The sequence below is a fragment of the Streptomyces sp. NBC_00554 genome, assembly GCF_041431135.1.
Lineage (GTDB): Bacteria > Actinomycetota > Actinomycetes > Streptomycetales > Streptomycetaceae > Streptomyces.
The window spans coordinates 6,076,170-6,098,720 of the sequence record NZ_CP107799.1 but is presented as its reverse complement, the minus strand read 5'-3'; the positions used below and the strand labels follow the sequence as shown (position 1 = coordinate 6,098,720).

Below are 22,551 nucleotides of genomic sequence, written 5' to 3'. Positions count from 1 at the left end.
CCCGACGTAAGAAGACGGTAAAGACGGCGTATGAACAGGTCAAGGACGGAACCGAGCGACTCGCACCCCACCCCCCGAGCGAAAGCAGCGGATGTGAGCCAGGTCCTCGACACACCGCCCCCGACGTCGGTCTCCCCCACCCGTGAGACCACCGTCGGCCAGACCGCCGACGAGTCCGCCGAGGCGCTCGCCGCCCGGTACGGCCTCACCGTCAGCGGTGCCCGACCCTCCCTGCCCGAGTACATCCGCCAGCTGTGGGCGCGGCGCCACTTCATCACCGCCTTCGCCACCGCGAGGCTCACCGCCCAGTACAGCCAGGCGAAGCTCGGCCAGCTCTGGCAAGTGGCGACCCCGCTGTTGAACGCGGCGGTCTACTACTTCATCTTCGGCATCCTGATGGGCACCAGTAAGGGGATTCCCGACTACATCCCGTTCCTGGTCACGGGCGTCTTCGTGTGGACCTTCACGCAGAGTTCGATCATGGCGGGGACCCGGGCGATCTCCGGCAGCCTCGGGCTCGTACGGGCCCTGCACTTCCCGCGGGCCGCGCTGCCGGTGTCGTACTGCCTCCAGCAGCTCCAGCAGCTGCTGTTCTCGATGTGCGCGCTGGTCGTGATCCTGCTCGCCTTCGGTGTGCCGGTCAGCATGTCCTGGCTGCTCGTCATCCCCGCCCTGACGCTCCAGTTCGTCTTCAACGCGGGCGTGGCGATGGTCATGGCCCGGATGGGCGCGAAGTTCCCCGACATCTCGCAGCTCATGCCGTTCCTGCTGCGCACCTGGATGTACATCTCGGGCGTCATGTGGAGCATCGAGCACGTCCTGAGGCACCAGGACCTGCCCGGCTGGGTCCTGGTCGCGCTGCAGTCCAACCCCGCCGCCGTCTACATCGACCTGATGCGGTTCGCGCTGATCGACAGCTTCCACGCCGGTCAGCTGCCGCCCCACGTGTGGGCGGTCGCGACGGGCTGGTCGCTGCTCGCCGGCGTGGGCGGTTTCCTGTACTTCTGGAAGGCTGAGGAGACGTACGGCCGTGGCTGACATCATCACGAAGAGCACCCCTGAGACCGCCCCCGTGGACACCCCCGGCGAGCTGGTCCCCACGGTCATCGTCGACCAGGTCGACATCGTCTACCGCGTCAACGGCACCGGCGGCGGCCGCGGTTCCGCCACCGCCGCGCTCAACCGCATCCTGCGCCGCGAGAAGTCCGAGAAGGCGTCCGGTGTCCGCAAGGTGCACGCCGTCAAGAACGTCTCCTTCACGGCGTACCGGGGCGAGGCCATCGGCCTGATCGGCACCAACGGCTCCGGCAAGTCCACGCTGCTCAAGGCGTGCGCGGGTCTGCTCCCGGTGGAGAACGGCAGGATCTACACCGACGGCCAGCCCTCGCTCCTCGGCGTCAACGCGGCCCTGATGGGCGACCTCACGGGCGAGCGCAACGTCTACCTCGGCGGCCTCGCGATGGGCATGTCCAAGGAGCAGGTGCGCGAGCGCTACCAGGAGATCGTCGACTTCTCCGGCATCAACGAGAAGGGCGACTTCATCACGCTCCCCATGCGCACGTACTCGTCCGGCATGTCGGCCCGTCTCCGGTTCTCCATCGCCGCCGCCAAGGACCACGACGTCCTGATGATCGACGAGGCCCTGGCGACGGGGGATCGCTCCTTCCAGAAGCGCTCCGAGGCTCGCATCCGGGAGCTGCGGAAGACTGCCGGCACCGTGTTCCTCGTGAGCCACAACAACAAGTCGATCCGGGATACGTGTGACCGGGTGCTGTGGCTGGAGCGGGGGGAACTCCGCCTGGACGGCCCGACGGAGGACGTCCTCAAGGAGTACGAGAAGTTCACGGGGAAGTAGAGCCCGGCGCTCGGCAGGAAAAAGGGGGCGCCCCCGGCCGTAAAGGCCAGGGGCGCCCCCAACTGCGTACGGGCTACGAATGCGTCCGCAACAGCGTCCGCATCGTCCGCATAGCCACCGACAGATTCGCCAGGTCGAACGCGTCCGAGCTGCGGATCTCCTCCAGCGTGGTGCGGGCCCGGCCGAGGATCGCCGCGTTCCGCTCCTCCCATGCCTTGAAGCGCTGCTCGGGAGTGGAGGCTCCGTTGCCGACCGAGAGGACGTCGGCGACGAGCGCCGCGTGGGCCGCGTACAGGTCCTCGCGGATGGAGGCGCGGGCCATGGACTGCCAGCGGTCGGCGCGCGGGAGCTCGATGATGCGGTCCATCAGCTGGGTGATGCCCAGGCGGTCGGCGAGGTCATAGTAGACCTCGGCGACGCCCATCGGGTCCTTGCCCGTGCGGTCGGCCACCGCGACGATGTCCAGCGTCGGGAAGGCCGAGGAGAACCCGGCCACCCGTGTGGCGAGTTCGTCCGGGACGCCCGCACCCGACAGCTCGTCGTAGATCTGCTGGTACCACTCCAGATCCGCGCCGCGCAGCAGCTTGGGCAGCTCGGACCAGACCTGCTCGACCCCGTCGCTGAAGAAGCCGATCGTCTCGGCGAGCTGGAGCGGCTGCGGCCGGTTGTTGAGCAGCCAGCGCGTGCCGCGCTCGACGAGCCGGCGCGAGTGGAGCCGGATCCGGGTCTGGACGTCGGCGGCGACGACATTGTCGAGCGCCTCCACCGAGTCCCACACCTTGCTCGACTCGAAGATCGCGCGAGCCGCGGTCTGCGCCCGGACGATCTCCTCGAGCGAGGCACCCGTCTCCTCACGCAGGCGGTGCAGGAAGCTCGTACCACCCGTGTTGACCGTGTCGTTGACCAGGACGGTCGTCACGATCTCGCGGCGCAGCGCATGCCCGTCGATCTGCTCGCGGAACTTCTCGCGCAGCGCGGTCGGGAAGTAGGCGTGCAACAGGCGCTGGAGGTACGGGTCGTCCGGCAGCGAGGTGGCGAGCAGCGCGTCGGAGACCGTGATCTTCGTGTACGCGAGGAGGACGGCCGTCTCCGGACCGGTCAGCCCCTGCCCGGAGTTGAGCCGCTCGCGGATCTGCCTGTCGGTGGGCAGGAACTCCAGGGCCCGGTCGAGGTGGCCCTCCCTGACCAGGGTGCGCATGAAGCGCTGCTGGGCGTGGAGCATGTCGGGCGACTGGGCCAGCGCGTTGGCGATCGCCACGTTCTGCGCGTAGTTGTTGCGCAGGACCAGGGCGCCGACCTCTTCGGTCATCTCCGCGAGCTGCTTGTTGCGCTGCTTGACGGTCAGGTCGCCGTTGGCCACCGTCGCGTTGAGCAGGATCTTGATGTTCACCTCGTGGTCGGAGGTGTCCACGCCCGCGCTGTTGTCGATGGCATCGGTGTTGATCTTGCCGCCGTGCTGGGCGAACTCGATCCGGCCGAGCTGGGTGAGCCCCAGGTTGCCGCCCTCGCCGACGACCTTGACCCGCAGGTCGGCGCCGTCCACGCGGATCGAGTCGTTGGCCTTGTCGCCGACGTCCGCGTGCGTCTCGGTGGACGCCTTCACGTACGTACCGATGCCGCCGTTCCACAGCAGGTCGACCTGCGCCTTCAGGATCGCCTTCATCAGGTCGGCCGGGGTCATCTTGGCGACGCCGGACTCGATGCCGAGGGCCTCACGGATGTGCGCGTTGATCGGGATGGCCTTGGCGGTACGCGGGAAGATGCCGCCGCCGGACGAGATCAACTCGCTGTTGTAGTCGGCCCATGAGGAGCGCGGCAGTTCGAAGAGACGGCGCCGCTCGGCGTACGAGGTCTCGGCGTCCGGCTTCGGGTCGAGGAAGATGTGCCGGTGGTCGAAGGCCGCGACCAGCCGGATGTGCTCGCTGAGCAGCATGCCGTTGCCGAACACGTCACCGGACATGTCACCGACGCCGACCACGGTGAAGTCCTGGGTCTGGGTGTTCACGCCCAGCTCCCGGAAGTGCCGCTTCACGGACTCCCAGGCACCGCGCGCGGTGATGCCCATCTTCTTGTGGTCGTAACCGGCCGAGCCGCCGGAGGCGAAGGCGTCGCCGAGCCAGAAGTTGTAGCTCTCCGCGACCCCGTTGGCGATGTCCGAGAACGTCGCGGTGCCCTTGTCGGCGGCGACCACGAGGTAGGTGTCGTCCTCGTCGTGCCGTACGACGTCCGCGGGCGGGACGACCTCACCGGCCACCATGTTGTCGGTGATGTCGAGCAGCGCGGAGATGAAGGTCTTGTAGCTGCGGATGCCCTCGGCGAGCCAGGCGTCGCGGTCCACGGACGGGTCGGGCAGCTGCTTGGCGACGAAGCCGCCCTTGGCGCCGACCGGCACGATGACGGTGTTCTTGACCATCTGCGCCTTGACCAGGCCGAGGATCTCCGTCCGGAAGTCCTCCTTCCGGTCGGACCAGCGCAGCCCGCCGCGCGCGACCTTGCCGAACCGCAGGTGCACGCCTTCGACGCGCGGCGAGTACACCCAGATCTCGTACGCCGGCCGAGGCGCCGGCAGATCGGGGATGGCCTGCGGGTCGAACTTCATGGAGACGTACTCGTGGGGCTTCGCGCCCAGCGCCTCCTGGAAGAAGTTCGTACGCAGGGTCGCCTTGATGACGGTGAGGAAGGACCGCAGGATCCGGTCCTCGTCCAGGCTGGCCACCTGGTCGAGAGCGGCGTCCAGTTCCTCGAGGAGGGCGTCGGTCAGCTCGACACCGGCGCGCTGCCGGTCGGGCGACATCCGCGCCTCGAAGAGCGAGACGAGCAGCCGGGTGGTGTGGACGTTGTTGCGGAGGGTGTCCTCCATGTAGTCCTGGCTGAAGGTCGAGCCGGCCTGGCGCAGGTACTTGGCGTACGCGCGCAGCACCATCGCCTGCCGCCAGTTGAGCCCGGCGCTCAGCACGAGGGCGTTGAAGCCGTCGTTCTCGGCCGCGCCGGTCCAGGTGGCGGCGAAGGCCTGCTGGAACCGCTCGCGGCCGTCGTCACCGAGGTAGTCGCCGTTGCCGTTCAGGGACTTGGGCAGCCGCAGCCCGAAGTCGTAGATCCAGGCGGTCGTACGGTCCGAGCAGCGCAGCTCGTACGGACGCTCGTCGGTGACCTCGACACCCATGCGGTTGATCGCGGGGAGGACCGCGGAGAGCGAGACCTGCTCGCCGGTGCGGTAGATCTTGAAGCGGCGCTCGCCGGGGCCCGCGCCCACCGGCTCGTACAGACTGAGCGCGAAGTCCTTGGTGTCGTCCCTGGTCAGCCTCTCGAGGTGGACCAGGTCGGCGACGGCGGCGCGCGGGTTGTGGTCCGCCTTGTACCCCTCGGGGAAGGCACCCCCGTACCGGCGCAGCAACTCGGCGGCGCGCTCCTCGCCGAACTCGGCGGTCAGCGCCTCCCCGAAGCCGTCGGCCCAGGAGCGGGCGGCCTCGACGAGCCTGGCCTCGATGCGTTCCTTGTCGGCGTCGGACAGCTGCGGCAGCTCGGTGCCCGGCTCGACACGGACCACGAAGTGCAGCCGGGAGAGGATCGACTCGGTGTTCCAGGCCGTGAAGTCGACGCTGGTGCCGTTGAGCTCTTCCTTGAGGATGTCGATGATCCGCAGGCGTACGCCGGTGGTGTAGCGGTCGCGCGGGAGGTAGACGAGGGCGGAGTAGTAGCGCCCGTACTCGTCCTGGCGCAGGTAGAGCCGCAGCCTGCGCCGCTCCTGGAGGTACAGGACGGAGGTGACGATGGACCGCAGCTCGTCCGCGGGCGTCTGGAACAGCTCGTCGCGCGGGTACGTCTCCAGGATCTGGAGCAGGTCGCGCCCGTCGTGGCTGTTGGGCGAGAACCCGGCGCCGCGCAGGACTTCCTCGACCTTGCGGCGCACCACGGGAACCCGCCGCACGGACTCGGTGTACGCGGCCGAGGAGAAGAGCCCGAGGAAGCGCCGCTCGCCGATCACATTGCCTTCGGCGTCGAACTTCTTCACACCGACGTAGTCGAGGTACGACGGCCGGTGCACGGTGGACCGGCTGTTGGCCTTGGTCAGCACCAGCAGCTTGTGCTCGCGGGCCTTGGCGCGGGCGTCGGCGGGCAGCCGCTCGAAGGACGGGCTGACCGGGTGGCTGTCCTCGCCGCTGTGGTGCGGGTCGGAGCGCAGGATGCCGAGCCCGGTGCCGGCCACGGCGGCGAGCGAGTCGTCGTCCCGCAGCTCGTACTCGCGGTATCCCAGGAAGGTGAAGTGGTCGTCCGCGAGCCAGCGCAGCAGCTCCCGGGCCTCCTCGACCTCCTGGTCGCGCAGGTCGTCCGCGGTCGGCTCCTTGGGCAGCTCCTCCGCGATGCGCAGCGCGGCGTCGCGCATCTTCTCCCAGTCCTCGACGGTCTCGCGGACGTCGGAGAGAACGCGCAGCAGATCGGCGGTCATCTGCTTCAGATCCGCGCGGTCGGTCTCGCGGTCGACCTCGACATGGATCCAGGACTCGACGGCGGCATCGTGCGGGAGCTCGCCGGTGGGCCGCGTCGGCAGCACCTCGATGAGCTTGCCGGTGAGGTCACGCCGTACGACGACCTGCGGGTGGATGACGAGGTGGATGCCGCGCCCTTGGCGCGAAAGCTCGTTGGTGACCGAGTCGACGAGGAAGGGCATGTCGTCGGTCACGACCTCGACGACGGAGTGGCTGCAGGTCCAGCCGTTCTCGTCGACGGTCGGGGTGTGCACCCGCACGTTGGCCGTGCCCTGGGGGCGGTTCTCGGCCAGGCGGTAGTGCGAGAAAGCGGCTCCGAAGATGTCGACCGGGTCGCGGTCGGTCAGGTCCTCCGCTGCGGTGTGCAGGTAGTACCGCTGGAGGAACGCGAGCACGGTGTCCCGGTCGGGGGTGCCCTCGCCCGTCGTCCCAGTCGGTAGGTGCCCCCCGACCGGGCTGTTCTCAGCTACCCGGGCGGCCCGTTCGAGCAGCTCGGCCTTGGCTTCGTCCAGCTTGGTCTGCATTGTCCTCTGGCTCCTGTCGCGCGCCGTTGCGTGACGTTGAAGGAAGTACGGTCTCTTCTCCGACGCAACGTCTTGACGCGGGGTGTCCGGTCTGGTTCGACGCTATGCCGCACGGAGAGATGAGCGGGGGGTTATCGGCCATTCTCGGCACCCGCGGCGACTGTGACGCTGCTCTCGGCACCGCCTGTGCCTCGGGTGCCCCAGGCGCTGCCTCGGGTGCCCTCGGCACTGTGGATGTCGCTCCGGGTGTCCGTGCTGCCCTTGACTCCCCGACCCGCCTGCGAAGATCAGCGACCGCCGCCCGGTCACGGATGTCGTCCGTGCTCTCCGGGCGCGGGGCAGGGGCGTCAATGCCCCCGCGAGATATCGCGCTGATCACGCCACCAGGCTATCGCTCCCCACCCGGGGGTCGTCATGAGCCGTATGTGTACAAAAGCAGGGGTCGAACTTTGACACTCTGCACAGGGACGAAAGGGGCGGGGGCGTGCAGTGCGGGCGGATTCCCTGCCGGCCGGGCCCTTTGGGAGGCAGGTTCCCCACTGGCCCCGGGCCCTTGGGGAGGCAGGTTCGCCACTGGCCCCGGCTCCTTTGGGAGGCAGGTTCCCCACTGACCCCGGCCCTTGGGTAGGCGGCTGCCCCGCCGACGAGGGCAGCCGCCGTGACACCGCCCGGGGCGGAACGGCAGGGCGCCTGCCATGACAGCCGGGGCTCGCGGGGACTGGACCCACACTGCCGACACCCAACCGCTCCCAGAGGATCCCTCACCCCATCCCCAGCGGGCAGCGCCCCTGGAGATGTGCGACGACCGCGTCCAGCGGCCCCACGCCGGACCACTCCGGCAGTTCGCGCACCACGGCAAGCGTCGGCGGCATCAGCTCCGGGTCGCGCAGCGCCGACAGCCAGGCAAGCCACACCCCGCCGGGGAACCCCTCCCCGAATCCGGCCGCCACCCGAAGCGCCGTACGACTCTGCGGAGCGCGTTAACGGGTTCGCATCAAGTCGGTCAGGCCGCCAGCCGCTCGGCCTCCACGACCGCTTCCGCCAGGCTGTCCACCACGGGCACGCCCACCTCCTCCAGGCTGGCGCGGCCGTGCGAACCGCCGGTGTAGAGGACCGCCTGCGCACCAACGTGCCGGGCGGCTATCGCGTCGTCGGCCGCGTCACCTATCACCACCACACGGGCCGGCTCCACGCCGGCGAGCACGCCCAGGTGCCGCACCATGTGCTCGGCCTTGCTGCCGCCGGAGGGCCCGGTCCGCCCGTCGACACGCATGAAGTGCGGCTCGATCCCGAACCCCCGTACCAGCGGGACCAGTTCGTCATGCCCGTACATGCTGAGGATCGACTGGCTGTGCCCCGCCGACCCCCACTCGGCCAGGAGTGTCGGCACACCCTCGGTGAGCTCGCACCCGGTCCGGTGCTCCGCGTAGTACCGATGGAAGGTCTCGTCCATGACCTGCCACTCGGCATCGGTCGGCAGCCGCCCCATCAACCGCTCATAGAACCTCGGTACCGGAACGCAGTACAACGCCCTGTACCGCTCCATGGTGATCGGCTCAAGCCCCAGCTCGGCGAACGCCGCATTCGTCGCCCCGATGATCGCGGCATTGTCATGGAACAGAGTCCCGTTCCAGTCCCACACAATGTGCGCTGCTCCGTACTTCCCCATACACAAGAAAATACCCGCCCCCACTGACACCCATCCGTCATAGCTGCGGGCATGCGTGCGCTCCGCAACCGCCCCAGCTGTGGGCATGCGTGCCGCTAGGGGCGGCACGGGTGGGCACAGCGGCACCCCGCAAGCGCCGGGCTCCGCGACCCACCCCGACCCCAGCCCCAACGCCGGGCACCGAACCCAGCGAACCGACCCCTCAGTCCCCCAACCCCACCAGGTTGGGAATCTCCTGCGTGGCGAACCACAACAACTCGTGATCCTCAGCCCCGTCCACGACGAACTGAGCGTCATCGTCCCCGTGATCGGCCGCCCCCAACGCCTCCACGGCAGCAGCGACGTCACTCTCCGCATCCGCAAGATCGACATGCACAGCGGCCGCCTTGGCCAAAGGCACAGCCCCAGAAACCCGAACCTCACCGAGCGCCCCGGGATCCAGCCCCCGATCGGGATCCCCGACCGCGTCCCGGTCGGCCACATCAACCGCGACGACCACCCGCCGCCGCACAGCCCCCGGATCAACCGCCAGCAACCGCAGCGACGCCACAGCCGCACGGTTCAGCGCCGCGTACTCGAGCTCCTCGATGTCGTCGGAGAGATACCACTCCCGCAACGCGGGCGTGACGGCGTAGGCGACGAACGGTCCCGCCCCCAGCTCCCCCGTCTTGTACGCCTCGGCGAGACCGGAGAGGGTCAGGGGGACGTAGACGCGCATGGCTGGCCACTTTCGTAGTCGGGGAGTCTCGTGGTCGGAGGGCTCCGGGAAGGGCGGTCCCGCGCCTCCCGGGAGGGCTTCAGGATACGTGCGGGCGTCCCCTTTCGAGTCCCCGACCGCACCCTCCGAGGCGTCCACCCCGGGCCCGCGATTCACCCGGTACACCCCGGCCCCGCCAAGCCTCCCGCACCCCCCGGCCACCCTGATGAGTGAACTTTCCGGCGGCCCCGACGCGCACCCCGCGTCCTTGCGAAGGCCCGCCCCCGCCTCGTACAAGATCCCCAACGCAAAAGTTACTGCCCGGTATCAAACCGGGCCCGTCGAGCGGGGACCACGCATGAACAAGGTGATGACCAGGACGACGCGCCACCCGGGCACCCGCCCGCCGGGCCGCCAGGACTCCCGCCGCCCCGGCAGCACCCCACCCCGCACACCGGGCGGAGGCACCCCTCGTACGGCCCCGGGAGGCAGCCCACCCCCGACGTCCCCCGGCGGAGGCGCATCCCGCACCGCACGACCCGCGAACCGCCCGCCAACCGCACCGCCCACAACCCGCCCCCCAACGGCGTCGTCGGCAGCCACGACCCTCACCGCGCCCCCTGAAGCCCCACCCGGGCCGGTCCCCGCTCAGGCCCCCCACAGGCCCGCTCCCCGCCCCCGCCCCACCGACCTCTTCGCCGACCTCCTGCTCGCCGTACTGAGCGGTCAGCGCCCCGTCCACTGCATGCTGCGCCACACCGCGGGCCGCGCCTACGACGAACTGGCCTGGCTCGCCGAACGCGGCCTGCTGCGCACTCGCGGCACCCGCCCGGTCGTCCGCGACATCGGCTACTACGTGCCGCGCCCCGGCGCGATCGAGGCCTTCGCCCGCATCGGCGCCGGCGACCAGCTCCGCGCCATGGCCTTCCGCCTGGAGCAGGCCGCCGACCTCCGCTGGCGCTGCACGGCGGTCGAACTGGGCGGCCCCCGCATGCCACACACGAACGACGACTGAGCCCCGGGCCACCTCGCTCGCGACGCAACAGGCAACGCGAAGGGCCGGGCACCCAAAGGTGCCCGGCCCTTCAGCCGAACTCTGGACCGCCGAACCGCGGGTTACTTCTTGCGGCGACGCGTGCCCTTCTGCTGCTTGCGGCGCTCCGCGCGCGTGAGGCCGTCCGACTCGGAGCGCACCGGCTCGTCGTCGTCACTGGCGAAGTCGCCCTCGACGATGCCGCCCTCGCCGTCCACGGTGGGCGCGGAGAAGTGCAGCCGGTCCGGCCGCTGCGGGGCGTCGAGCCCCTTGGCGCGGATCTCGGGACGCGCGCCCGCGGGGACGGCGTCCGTCTTCTTGTCCAGGGACGGCCCGGCGGCGTCCTCGACCGGGACCTCCTCGACCTGCTGCTCGACCTGGACCTCCAGGTTGAACAGGTAGCCGACGGACTCCTCCTTGATGCCGTCCATCATGGCGGTGAACATGTCGAAGCCCTCGCGCTGGTACTCGACCAGGGGGTCCTTCTGCGCCATGGCGCGCAGGCCGATGCCCTCCTGGAGGTAGTCCATCTCGTAGAGGTGCTCGCGCCACTTGCGGTCCAGGACCGACAGCACGACCCGGCGCTCCAGCTCACGCATGATCTCGGAGCCGAGCTGCTCCTCGCGGGCCGCGTACTGCTCGTGGACGTCGTCCTTGATGGACTCGGAGATGAAGTCGGCGGTCAGACCGGCACGGTCACCGGCGGCCTCCTCGAGCTCCTCGACGGTGACCTTCACCGGGTAGAGCTGCTTGAAGGCGCCCCACAGCCGGTCCAAGTCCCATTCCTCGGCGAAGCCCTCGGCGGTCTCGGCCTCGATGTACGCGTCGATCGTGTCGTCCGTGAAGTGCTGGATCTGCTCCTTCAGGTCCTCGCCCTCCAGGACGCGGCGGCGCTCGCCGTAGATGACCTCGCGCTGCCGGTTGAGGACCTCGTCGTACTTCAGGACGTTCTTACGGGTCTCGAAGTTCTGCTGCTCGACCTGCGACTGGGCGGACGCGATCGCGCGCGTGACCATCTTGTTCTCGATCGGTACGTCGTCGGGAACGTTCGCCATCGACATGACCCGCTCGACCATCGCGGCCTTGAAGAGGCGCATCAGGTCGTCACCCAGCGACAGGTAGAAGCGGGACTCGCCCGGGTCGCCCTGGCGGCCGCTACGACCGCGCAGCTGGTTGTCGATACGACGGGACTCGTGCCGCTCGGTGCCCAGGACATACAGCCCGCCGAGGTCCTTGACCTCCTCGAACTCGGCCTGCATCGCCTCCTTGGCCCTCTCCAGGGCGGCGGGCAGCGCGGCGGCCCACTCCTCGATGTGCTCCTCGGGGTCGAGGCCGCGCTGGCGCAGCTCCGCCTCGGCGAGGTCTTCCGGGTTGCCGCCGAGCTTGATGTCCGTACCACGGCCGGCCATGTTCGTGGCCACGGTCACAGCGCCCTTGCGGCCGGCCTGGGCGATGATCGGCGCCTCACGGTCGTGCTGCTTGGCGTTGAGCACTTCGTGCTGGATGCCGCGCTTGGAGAGCTGCTGCGAGAGGTACTCGGACTTCTCGACCGACGTCGTACCGACGAGGATCGGCTGGCCCTTCTCGTGCTTCTCGGCGATGTCGTCGACGACCGCCTCGAACTTCGCGACCTCGGTGCGGTAGATCAAATCGGACTGGTCCTTGCGGACCATGGGCTTGTTGGTCGGGATCGGGACGACGCCGAGCTTGTAGATCTGGTGGAACTCGGCGGCCTCGGTCATCGCCGTACCGGTCATGCCGGAGAGACCCGGCATTTCCTTGCCCTGCTGGTCGTGGCGCTTGTAGAGGCGGAAGAAGTTCTGCAGGGTGATCGTGGCGAGCGTCTGGTTCTCGTCCTTGATGTCCACCCCTTCCTTCGCCTCGATCGCCTGGTGCATGCCCTCGTTGTAGCGGCGGCCGGCGAGGATACGGCCGGTGTGCTCGTCGACGATCATGACTTCGCCGTCGATGACGACGTAGTCCTTGTCCTTCTTGAAGAGTTCCTTGGCCTTGATGGCGTTGTTCAGGTAACCGACGAGCGGGGTGTTCACCGACTCGTACAGGTTGTCGATACCCAGCCAGTCCTCGACCTTGGCGACACCGGACTCGTGGATGGCGACGGTGCGCTTCTTCTCGTCGACCTCGTAGTCCCCGGTCTCCTCGATGCCCTTGAGGGTGTTGCCTGCCTCGCCCTTCTTCAGCCGCGTGACCAGCTTGGCGAAATCGCCGTACCACTTGGTGGCCTGGTCGGCCGGGCCGGAGATGATCAACGGCGTACGGGCCTCGTCGACGAGGATGGAGTCGACCTCGTCGACGATCGCGAAGTGGTGGCCGCGCTGGACGAGCTCCTCCTGGGACCACGCCATGTTGTCGCGCAGGTAGTCGAAGCCGAACTCGTTGTTCGTGCCGTACGTGATGTCGCACGCGTACTGCTCGCGACGCTGGGCCGGCGTCATGTTGGCGAGGATGCAGCCGACGGTCAGGCCCAGGAACTTGTGGACGCGGCTCATCAACTCGGACTGGCTCTCGGCCAGGTAGTCGTTGACCGTGATGAGGTGAACGCCGTTTCCGGTGAGTGCGTTCAGATACGCGGGAAGCGTGCCGACCAGGGTCTTGCCCTCACCGGTCTTCATCTCCGCGACATAGCCGAGGTGGAGCGCGGCGCCGCCCATCATCTGCACGTCGTAGTGGCGCTGGCCAAGGACGCGCTTGGCAGCCTCACGGACGGTCGCGAAGGCCTCGGGCAGCAGGTCGTCGAGGCTCTCGCCGTCGGCGTACCGCTGCTTGTACTCATCGGTGAGGGCCCGCAGCTCGGCGTCGGAGAGGTCGACGAAGTCCTCTTCGATGGAGGTGACCTGGTCCGCGATGCGGTGCAGTTTGCGCAGGATCTTGCCTTCGCCTGCACGCATGATCTTTGAGAGGACGGACACTGGGCTATGTCTCCTTGCCGGTCGGGCCTGGGACGGTCGGTTGCAATGAAGATTCAATTAGCAGCTTGAGCAACGGCCATCGTAAGCGAGGACCCCACCGCGCCGGGAGGTCTGCCCGTGACAGCCACTAGGACAACGGGCAGGGGTTGCGGAAGGTGCCGCGTTCGCGTCGCGAAAAGTAATGAGGCACTCACTCTCAGCAAAAGAATGGCGTCCTTCCGCTCGCCCGAGCAGAATCGGCCGATGGACCCCGTCACTCTGACCACGGACCGTCTCCTGCTGCGCACCGTCGGCCCGCACGACACGGACGCCGTGTACGACGCCGTCCAGGACCCCGACATCCAGCGCTGGACCACGATCCCGTCGCCCTATCTCCGCGAGCACGCGGCGGGCTTCACGGACCAGATGGTGCCCGACGGCTGGGCGGACGGCTCCATGTTCACCTTCGGCGTCTTCGTCCCCTCCGGAGAACTGGTGGGCATGCTCGCCATCACGATGCGCTCCCTGGGCACCGGCGAGATCGGCTTCTGGGCGAAGAAGGAACACCGCGGCAACGGCTACATCACCGAGGCCGCGATCGCCGCGTCCCGCTGGGCCTTCACCGACATCTCCCTCGACCGGGTGGAATGGCGCGCCCAGGTAGGCAACACAGCCTCCCGCGCCGTAGCCGAAAACGCCGGCTTCACCCTGGAAGGCACCCTCCGCTCAGCCATCAACAACAAGGGCGTACGCAGAGACTGCTGGGTAGCTTCCCTGCTCCCTTCGGACTTGGGCCTCCCCTCGACAGCGCCTTATCTGCCGACGCCGTCTTAACTGTGGGCATGCGTGCCGCTAGGGGCGGCACGGGTGGGCACAGCGGCACCCCGCAAGCGCCGGGCCACGCGACCCACCCCGACCCCAGCCCCCACCCCGGGAACCATGAGGCAGACCCCCACTGTCAGTGGCACCGCCTACCGTGAGGACATGACGAGCCTCCCGCGTCCCACCACCGAACTCTCCACCGACGAAGCCCGCCGCATCGCCCTACGCGCCCAGGGCTTCCTGGGCGCCCCGGACCGCAGGAGCGGCGTACGCGGAGTCCTGCGACACCTCGGCGCGGTCCAACTCGACACGATCTCCGTCCTCGCCCGCTCCCACGAACTCATCCCGTACGCCCGCCTGGGCGCGGTAGGCCGCAAGACGGTGGACCAGGCGTACTGGACGCCGGGTTCCGACGGCGCACCCCACGCCTTCGAGTACTGGTCCCACGCCGCCTGCATCCTCCCCGTGGAGGAGTGGCCCCACTTCGCCTTCCGCCGCCGCTCCTACCGCGCCCGCCCGCACTGGAACCACGACCTGCCGGACGGCACCTACGACCAGGTCATCAAGCAGCTCCGCACCGAAGGCCCCCTCACGGCCACGGACTTGGGCGGCGCGAAGAAGACCAGCGAGTGGTGGGACTGGTCGGGCACCAAGGTGGCAGTGGAACGCGCGCTGATGTACGGCGAGGTGGTGTGCACCGAACGCCGCGGCTGGAAGCGGGTGTACGACCTCGCAGAGCGCGCGATCCCCGACGCGCTGCTCCATGACGAGCTGGACGACCCGGAGTGCCTGCGCCGCCTCGTCCGCCTCGCGGGCCAGTCCCTGGGCGTCGGCACGCGCGCGGACATCGCCGACTACCACCGCCTCAAGGGCGAACAGGTCGACGCGGTGATCGCCGACTCGGGCCTGGTCCCGGTGACGGTGGCGGGCTGGGGCAAGCCCGCGTGGGCGGACCCGGAGGCCCTGGAAACGACCCCGCGCGGCCGCCACCGTACGACGCTGCTGTCGCCGTTCGACTCCCTCATCTGGGAGCGGGCCCGCACCGAGCGGATCTTCGGCTTCACCCACCGCCTGGAGGCGTACACCCCCAAGCCGAAGCGGGTGTACGGCTACTTCGCGATGCCGGTCCTCGCCGGCGGCCGGCTCGTCGGCCGCGTGGACCCCGCCCGCGAGGGCCGCACCCTGGTCGCCAAGCAGGTCACCCTGGACGGCCCCAAGGCCGTCCCCGCGGTGGCCCAGGCCCTGGTGGAGGCCGCGAGCTGGGTGGACTGCACGGACGTACGAGTGGAACGGGTGGACGCCCCGGAGCTGCGCGCCCCACTCACCAGAGAGCTGTCACGCGCACTCGCGTGACCACCCGACGAACCCGACTCCCCCAACTCACGCAAGCCACCCAACTCACCCGAGTGACTAGCGAATCTCGAGGATCTTCTCCCGCATCGCGTACACCACGGCCTCCATCCTGGAGTGCAGCTGCAGCTTCTCCAGGATGTTGCGCACATGGTTCTTCACCGTGTTCTCGGAGATGAACAACTCCTTGGCGATATCCCGGTTGTTCATCCCCGTGGCGACGAGCTTGAGAACCTCCAGCTCGCGCTCCGTCAGCCGCGGCGCGGGCACCAGCCGACGCTCGTCGGTGCGCTGGATCATCGACTTGAACTCGGTGAGCAGTTTCGACGCCATGGAGGGGCTGATCTGCGACTGTCCGTCGGCCACCGCGCGAATGGCTGTGGCCACTTCGTCGGTGGAAATCTCCTTGAGGAGATATCCGGTCGCGCCCGCCTTGATCGCGTCGTAGAGATCGGCTTCCTCGTCGCTGATCGTCAACATGATGATCTTCGCGCTGGGGGCCACCTCCTTGATGGAGGTGCACGCCTCGATTCCGCCCCGCTTCGGCATCCGTACGTCCATCAGCACGATGTCCGGCAGCAGATCGGCCGCTTTGTCGACCGCCTCGGCCCCGTCACCGGCCTCACCGACGACCTGGATGTCCTCCTCGGCCGCGAGCACGATCTCCAGGCCGCGGCGGAAGAGGGCGTGGTCGTCCACCACCAGGACCCGGATGGGCTCCTTGCGTGGAGACCCCGCGTCCGGGCCCATGGCGACGACGCCGTCGCCGGCATCCGCGTCACGCATCGGTCCGAAGCTGTCCGCCATCGTTCCTCCCCCTGAAGGCCGTGGCCTGTGTTTCTTGTGCCATCGCCAACCCAAGGCAGCGGCCCACGGGTTGGGCCGGTACGGCCATGATTCCATGCCCGAGCGACAGCGCGGTGACAGCGCGGGGCGCGAAAGGTCGCACACCGGTGCCCCTGGGGGCGCACAAGCGCTCCAGGGGCACCGGCTCAGCTGTCACCGGGGTGGGTCAGCCGCCGAGCGCTCCGCCCGGCCCGGCCGACCCGGCCTGGGCGACCATCGGGTCCGTGTTGAGGTGGATGACGCCGTAGTCGTACGCGTGCCGCCGGTAGACAACACTCGGTTCCTTGGTCTCGGAGTCGACGAACAGATAGAAGTCGTGCCCGACCAGTTCCATCTCGTAGAGGGCCTGGTCAAGGGACATGGGTGCGGCCACGTGGGTCTTCTCGCGGACGACGAGGGGGCCTTCGCCCATGACCTCGAGGGGGCCGACCTTCTTCGTCGGCACGCTGTCGGGTTCCTCGTCGTGGACGACGCTGCCGTCTCCGTTGAGCGTCGCGGCGCCCGGCACGCGGTCGGCGACCTCTGCTGCCGAGATCCTGCCGGTACCACGGCGGGTGTAGCGCTTGTCGTGCTGCTTGCGCAGCCGGGCTTCGAGTTTGTCCGCCGCCAGGTCGAGTGCTGCATACGGATCGTTTGCCGAGGCCTCCGCCCGGATCACCGGACCGCGGGAGCGGAGCGTGATCTCCACTCGGTCACAACGGTCGGCCTGACGGGGGTTCGGCTCCTTGGACACCTCGACGTCGAGGCTGATCACCTTGCCATCGAGCTTCTGGATCTTCTCCAGCTTCAGCTTCTCGGCCACGTGCTTGCGGAACCTCTCGGGCACCTCGGTCTTGCGGCCCTTGACGACGATGTCCACGCAGAACTCCGTTCCCGGATAGCCCCACTCCACTGGCGGGGCGTCTCCCTTTTGCACCAGGCTCCGGTGAGTCCCGGAACCTCGGACTCGGTGACTTTCACCTCCTCCTCCCCCATGGGCAAGATCTACACCCCAACCGATGCGGGTGATTGCAAAAAACCCGCGGCACGGCATTCCGATATACGAGGTACGGCCTGCGCCATTGCCTCACAACCGAACATATCTCGCCCGGACGGATGTCGTCACCCTCTACTGCGGCGTACCTCCGTTCAGGTGAATTGGTCGAGTCATTACCTGCAACGATGCAAGTTCCCGGTCAGTTCCGGTTTATTTCGAACGAGTCAGGTGGCGCCGCGATCACTGCCGCGCAGATCATGACTCCCGCTCCGCCCATAGCCGTCACGCCTCCCGTTTCGCGCCTGCCCGCCACTCCCTGGGCCGCCCGTGATCGGTCTGCCCTCGCCGCCGCTTTCGCTGCCCCGCAGTCCCCTGCCGGTGCCCGTACCGCCACCCGGCAAACGTCGTCGGCGTCGGTGTCGGCGTCCGGCACCACCGTCCGCACGGCACGCGCCGCCTCCGTCAGCGAGGCGCCCGTCGTCATCAGGTCGTCCACGAGCACGATCCGGCCGCCGTCCGCCAACAGCCGTTCACCCCCGGCAGCCACCTCCAGGGCGCCCGCGAGATTGTCCAGCCGCTGCCGGGAGTTGAGCCCCGACTGGTCGGCCACGGCACGCTGCTGCCGCAGCACGGCGAGCACCCGGGCCGGAGTCCCCGTACGACGCAGCTCACCCGCCGCGGCGAGAGCGATCCGCCGCGCCGGATCATGCCCTCGTGCCCGCACCGCCTGCCGCGAGGACGGCACGGGAACCAGCAGCACGCCCCCACGTCCGGCTCCGCCGGCAGCTCCCGGCGGCACCCGCCCACTCCCCGCCGACGGCTGCCCGCCACCGACTCCCGTTCGGTCGTCCCGAACCCACGGCCGTCCCCCCTGCTCCCTTCGCGACCCGCCCGCCCCCGACCGGCCACCCGCAGTCCCCGGCGACCCGCCGCCCGCCCCCGACGGAGGCTCGGTCCACAGCTGCCCGTTCCCGCCCCTCAGCGAGCCCTCCGAGGCCATGAGCCGCCTCTCCTGCACTGGGTGGCGCATGTACCCCAGTCCCGCCCGCACAGCCCCGGCCAGGGCCGCCCCGAGAGGCCCCGCGAGCATCAGCGCCCCCCGTTCCTTATGGGCGAGGAGCACCGCCCGCACCTCGTCCTCGTAGGGAGCCGCCGCGTGCACCACAGGCAGCCCGGACGGCTCCGGCACCGGTCGCACCCGGCTCGGTGCGGCCCCGGTCAGGGCGGCACGGCACTCGGTACAGAGCACCGTGCGAGGCCTCCCGCAGCCTCCGCACTCGGCCGGCAGCACCAGATCCGTGAGGTCCTGCCACCACCCCCGCATGCCCACCACTGTGCCAAGGCACGGGCCGACCGGCCACCCCTGTGGATAACTCCCTGTGGATAACCGACGCGGCCGTCGGACAGCCCCGTCCACCCTGCGGAGACGTCACCCGCACAGCCGTCATCCGCGGGCAGGGCTACCCGGGATAGACCGGTGCCGTCCCGTCCTTGACCACTTGCTGCCACTGCTCTCCGGACGACAGCCGCACGATCCCGTCCTCCTCCGAGTGCGCCACCAGCGGCAGCCGCTCGTCCTCGGACGCGGCGATCTCCTTCACGCCCGTCAGCGCGGAGGGCGCCGTACCCACCGGAGTGGAGCCGTCGACCTGGACGTACCCCATCTGCTGCACGCCGCCTTCCTCGCGCCCGACCACCACGAGCCGGCTGTCCCCGGCCCACGACATGGCCGTGACCTCCTCCAGCTGCGGTGCCGCGGCACGCAGTTCGAGGATCGAGACGACGGGCCGCTCACCGGACTTGGTGTCGCGCTCGATACGCCCGATCTGCAGCGAGCTCTTGCCGTCCTTCTCGACGATCAGCGCGATCCGCACCCCGTCGGCGGCGACCCGTACGGCCTCGATGCGCCCGTCGAGACCCGGCGCCGAGACCACCAGCGGTTCGCCCGCGCCCTTCTCCAGCAGAAGAAGCCGGGGCTTCTTGGTGTCGCGGTCGGCCACCCACAGGTCGCCCCGTCCGTCCCAACTCGGCGTCGTCAGCCGGTCGTCCGCGGTCTTGCCCTCGCTGTGCAGCACCGCCTCCCCGAGCGAACTGCCCGACACCAGCGACCCGACGTACAGCGAACTCCCGTCGGTCGAGACCCCGGCCGCGATGTCCTCGTCCCGCGACACCGCTGCCGCCCGCAGCTTCGTGTCGCCCTCGCCCAGCGCACCGGGCACCGGCTCGGGCAGTTTGTCCCCGTTGCCGCTGGGCATCCGTACAAGACGCTGCTTGGCATCGATGAAGTACTGGTACTCGGGAGACTGTCCCGTGCCGTGCGAGGCCACGGTCTGCGCCTTCTCCTCATCGAGCGCACACAGCTGCGAGCCGTCCGACTTCTGCAGCTCCACCTCCTCCACCCCCGTGGGCGTCAGGTCCTGGAGCGTGAAGAAGAGTTGGGCCGCCATCTTGTTGCACTGGGCCTGTCCGACACGGTCGGCCTTGCTGTTCAGCGGAACGGTGACCCAGTTGCGGTCATCGGGCGACAGGGACTTGACGCCCTTCTTGAGCTCCGTACCGGAGGGGAAACTCGACGTCACCACAGGGTCCAGCCAACTGGTGGGCCCTTCCAGGAGCGTGCGGACCATCTCCGTCATCGGATCCACCTCCCCGCGTACATAGACCGGGTCGGCGACAGTCCTGAGCTGTCCGCCCTGTCCGCCTGTCCCGGAGGACACGTCCGAAGCGAAGTAGTACTTGTTGACGGAGTCGTAGTTGCGCTCGAAGTCGGACTTGCCCATCACCACACCCGGGGGCAGCCCGTCGATGCGCCACTGCTTGTCCTTCTGCTGAGTGAGATGCACGGCCGCGGTGTACGCGCCGGACTCCGGTGCATACGCGTGCTGCGCGTCCACCGTGGCGACCTTGCTGCCGCTCAGCTGGTACAGGAAACCGTCGTCGGCGCCTTCTCTGCTCGCCGTGTGCACCAACTCGGTGTTCGGTCCGTCCGCGAGGACTGCCGTGGACCGGTAGGGATCCCACGTCTTGCGAGCGCCCGTCGCCAGGTACTTGCGTGCCGTCTCGTACTGCGCGTCGTCGCTGGTTAGCGCCTCCAGGAAGCCCCGTACGATCTCCGCCGGCTGGGCGTCCTCCCGCGGTGGCACCGCGAAGACCCGGACCTGCGAGTCCGCCCGCGGCGTGGACTCGACGTCCCGCAGATCCCCGCTGTCGGGCATCGAGGCGCACCCGGCCAGCAGCAGCGCGCCGCAGCCGACGTACGCCCCCACTCGCACCGGACGCCGTCGACCGCCTCGCCGCTCGCGGTCAGCGCCCACGAAATGCCTCCCCTTGTCCGAGCCCCTCCGGCTCCCCGCCGGCCCGCTCGCGCTCCTGCGCGGCCCGCTCCCCGCCCGCGGCAGGTGCGTCGTCCGGACGTCGTACGGCGCCTGTGGGCCGCGGCACCACGCGCGCGCCGTTGCCCGGCAGCGCCGTCGGATCGGCCGTGGGGGACGCCCCTGTCATCCGCGGCACGACCGGCGTCCGCTGCGGCGCACTCCCGCCCGTGGGCTGCTGCACCGGCACCGTCGCGAGCTTGCCACTGCCTCCGAGCGGCAAACCGGCCTCATTAAGTCCACGATTACGCCGTGAGTCCTTGGGCTCCAGCGGTATCGGCGACCCCCGCAGCGGCTCGTCCGCCGTCCGGGGCAGCGTGAGCCGGAACTGCGAACCGCCACCCGGCTCGCCCCAGGCCTGCAGCCAGCCGCCGTGCAAACGCGCGTCCTCCAGGGCGATGGACAGCCCAAGGCCTGTTCCGCCCGTAGTACGCGCGCGTGCCGGGTCCGCCCGCCAGAAGCGGCTGAAGACCCGGGTCGCCTCACCGGGCTTGAGTCCCACCCCGTAGTCGCGCACCGCGACCGCGACCGCGCCGCCCGCCGCGGCCAGCTTGACCACGACGTCCCTGCCCTCGCCGTGCTCCACGGCGTTGACGACGAGATTGCGCAGCACCCGCTCCACCCGCCGGGCATCCGCCTCGGCGATCACCGGTTGCTGGTCGCCGACGACCCGTATCTGCGTGCCCTTGCGCTCGGCGAGCGGATCGGCCCCGCTGACGACCCGCCGTACGACCTCACGAAGGTCTATCGGCTCGGCCTCCAGCGCCGCCGCACCCGCGTCGAAGCGGCTGATCTCCAGCAGGTCCGCGAGCAGCCCCTCGAACCGGTCGAGCTGGTCGGCGAGCAGCTCGGCCGACCTGGCGGTCATCGGATCGAAGTCCACGCGCGCGTCGTGGATGACGTCGGCCGCCATCCGCACCGTCGTCAGCGGCGTACGCAGCTCGTGCGAGACGTCGGACACGAACCGCCGCTGCATCCGCGACAGGTCCTCCAGCTGCTGGATCTTCAGCTGCAGGTTCTGCGCCATCTTGTTGAAGGCCTCGCCGAGCCGCGCGATGTCGTCCTCGCCGGTGACCTTCATACGTTCCTGGAGACGCCCGGCGGACAACCGCTCGGCGATGCCCGCGGCCATCCGTACCGGCGTGACGACCTGGCGCACCACGAGCCAGGCGATGGCCCCGAGGAGCACCACGACGAACAGCCCCGCCGTCGCGAGTGTCCCCTTGACCAGGCTCAGCGACTTCTCCTCCTGCGTCAGCGGGAAGAGGTAGTAGAGCTGGTACCGGTCGCCGTTGGGGTCGGTGACCTGCTTGCCGATGACCAGCGCCGGCTGCGAGTCCTTGGCGTCCTTGTAGACGACCCGCGTGTAGCTCTGGGCCGCCGCCGTGTTGCTGTCGACACGGGCGCGCAGGTTCTCCGGCACGCTCAGCGTCGGATCGACGTTGCCGGAGGAGCGCGGCCCCAGCCCGGCGCCGCCGTCACCGGCCGCGGTGGAGCTGAGCGTCACGACGTCGAAGGCGCCCTGGCCGCCGCTGGAGAGGGACACCACGAGGTCGCTCATCCACTGGCTGACGTTCTTGGAGGGGCGGCCGTCCGGGCTCGAGGTGTCGGCGCCGTTCGCCGTGGCCGCCGAGTCCGCGTTCTGCGCGGCCACCGAGAATCCGCCGGTGGCCTGGCTCTGCGACGCCTTCACCTTGGCGTCCAGCAGTCCGTTGCGCACCTGCCCGATGACGACGAAGCCGAGCAGCAGCACCACGCCGAGCGACATCAGCAGCGTGGTGACGACGATCTTGAGCTGGATGTTGCGCCGCCACAGCCGCATCACGGGCAGCAGCGGACGGCGCACCCAGCGCATGAACAGCCGAAGGACCGGGCTGCCCTGGACTCCGCCCTGAAGCAGCCCGCCCTCGACGAACTGGGCCCAGCGGGAGCCCGTCACTTTCCGGCCGACAGGCCGCCCCGACCGGACCCCCGGCTCACCGGGCGCCGAAGCGGCACTGTCCCGGGACATG

General features: G+C 69.4%; 15 protein-coding genes. 5 read left to right on the top strand and 10 right to left on the bottom strand.

The genetic code is table 11. The features are described 5' to 3' along the window. Positions 1 to 93 precede the first annotated feature (93 nt). Both OG266_RS26905 and OG266_RS26900 read left to right on the top strand, forming a co-directional pair. Positions 94 to 1,038 (top strand): ABC transporter permease, encoded by a 945-nt coding sequence (locus tag OG266_RS26905; protein ID WP_371548813.1) that lies wholly within the window; start codon positions 94 to 96, stop codon positions 1,036 to 1,038. Position 1,039: 1 nt separating this feature from the next. Further along, positions 1,040 to 1,855, top strand: coding sequence for an ABC transporter ATP-binding protein (locus OG266_RS26900; RefSeq protein WP_371552974.1), 816 nt, complete (start codon positions 1,040 to 1,042; stop codon positions 1,853 to 1,855). A gap of 73 nt (positions 1,856 to 1,928) precedes the next feature. Here the strand turns inward: OG266_RS26900 and OG266_RS26895 are convergent, their stop codons facing one another. The 4 genes from OG266_RS26895 to OG266_RS26880 all read right to left on the bottom strand — a co-directional run bounded on the left by OG266_RS26895 (position 1,929) and on the right by OG266_RS26880 (position 9,253). Further along, on the bottom strand, positions 1,929 to 6,866 hold the full coding sequence (locus tag OG266_RS26895; protein WP_371548812.1) for an NAD-glutamate dehydrogenase: 4,938 nt from the start codon (positions 6,864 to 6,866) through the stop codon (positions 1,929 to 1,931). 761 nt (positions 6,867 to 7,627) lie between these two features. Further along, positions 7,628 to 7,816 carry a hypothetical protein gene (locus OG266_RS26890; RefSeq protein ID WP_371548811.1) on the bottom strand — a complete coding sequence of 63 codons (189 nt, stop codon included), beginning with the start codon at positions 7,814 to 7,816 and terminating at the stop codon, positions 7,628 to 7,630. A 53-nt stretch (positions 7,817 to 7,869) separates the two neighbouring features. After that, on the bottom strand, positions 7,870 to 8,535 hold the full coding sequence (locus OG266_RS26885) for an HAD family hydrolase (protein ID WP_266460743.1): 666 nt from the start codon (positions 8,533 to 8,535) through the stop codon (positions 7,870 to 7,872). Between the two features lie 202 nt (positions 8,536 to 8,737). Further along, positions 8,738 to 9,253, bottom strand: coding sequence for a hypothetical protein (locus OG266_RS26880; RefSeq protein ID WP_329547287.1), 516 nt, complete (start codon positions 9,251 to 9,253; stop codon positions 8,738 to 8,740). A 337-nt stretch (positions 9,254 to 9,590) separates the two neighbouring features. Here OG266_RS26880 and OG266_RS26875 point away from each other — a divergent pair, with 337 nt between their 5' ends. Further along, positions 9,591 to 10,247 carry an Rv3235 family protein gene (locus OG266_RS26875; RefSeq protein WP_371548810.1) on the top strand — a complete coding sequence of 219 codons (657 nt, stop codon included), beginning with the start codon at positions 9,591 to 9,593 and terminating at the stop codon, positions 10,245 to 10,247. Between the two features lie 101 nt (positions 10,248 to 10,348). On the opposite strand, the gene secA is transcribed toward OG266_RS26875, so the two are convergent. Continuing rightward, positions 10,349 to 13,195, bottom strand: a complete 2,847-nt coding sequence (secA, locus tag OG266_RS26870) for a preprotein translocase subunit SecA (RefSeq protein ID WP_266460734.1) — start codon at positions 13,193 to 13,195, stop codon at positions 10,349 to 10,351. 243 nt (positions 13,196 to 13,438) lie between these two features. Here secA and OG266_RS26865 point away from each other — a divergent pair, with 243 nt between their 5' ends. Both OG266_RS26865 and OG266_RS26860 read left to right on the top strand, forming a co-directional pair. Further along, positions 13,439 to 14,008 (top strand): GNAT family N-acetyltransferase, encoded by a 570-nt coding sequence (locus OG266_RS26865; RefSeq protein WP_371548809.1) that lies wholly within the window; start codon positions 13,439 to 13,441, stop codon positions 14,006 to 14,008. A gap of 150 nt (positions 14,009 to 14,158) precedes the next feature. Then, positions 14,159 to 15,349 carry a winged helix-turn-helix domain-containing protein gene (locus tag OG266_RS26860; RefSeq protein ID WP_371548808.1) on the top strand — a complete coding sequence of 397 codons (1,191 nt, stop codon included), beginning with the start codon at positions 14,159 to 14,161 and terminating at the stop codon, positions 15,347 to 15,349. 57 nt (positions 15,350 to 15,406) lie between these two features. Here the strand turns inward: OG266_RS26860 and OG266_RS26855 are convergent, their stop codons facing one another. From OG266_RS26855 to mtrB, 5 genes are all read right to left on the bottom strand, one after another. Further along, positions 15,407 to 16,153, bottom strand: a complete 747-nt coding sequence (locus tag OG266_RS26855; protein WP_266460726.1) for a response regulator transcription factor — start codon at positions 16,151 to 16,153, stop codon at positions 15,407 to 15,409. A gap of 205 nt (positions 16,154 to 16,358) precedes the next feature. Beyond that, on the bottom strand, positions 16,359 to 17,051 hold the full coding sequence (gene hpf, locus OG266_RS26850) for a ribosome hibernation-promoting factor, HPF/YfiA family (protein ID WP_371548807.1): 693 nt from the start codon (positions 17,049 to 17,051) through the stop codon (positions 16,359 to 16,361). 316 nt (positions 17,052 to 17,367) lie between these two features. After that, on the bottom strand, positions 17,368 to 18,492 hold the full coding sequence (locus tag OG266_RS26845) for a ComF family protein (protein ID WP_371548806.1): 1,125 nt from the start codon (positions 18,490 to 18,492) through the stop codon (positions 17,368 to 17,370). Between the two features lie 136 nt (positions 18,493 to 18,628). Continuing rightward, positions 18,629 to 20,482, bottom strand: a complete 1,854-nt coding sequence (locus OG266_RS26840) for an LpqB family beta-propeller domain-containing protein (RefSeq protein WP_371548805.1) — start codon at positions 20,480 to 20,482, stop codon at positions 18,629 to 18,631. Then, positions 20,472 to 22,550 (bottom strand): MtrAB system histidine kinase MtrB, encoded by a 2,079-nt coding sequence (gene mtrB / locus OG266_RS26835; RefSeq protein WP_371548804.1) that lies wholly within the window; start codon positions 22,548 to 22,550, stop codon positions 20,472 to 20,474. Before mtrB ends, OG266_RS26840 begins: the two co-directional genes overlap by 11 nt. Position 22,551 lies beyond the last annotated feature (1 nt).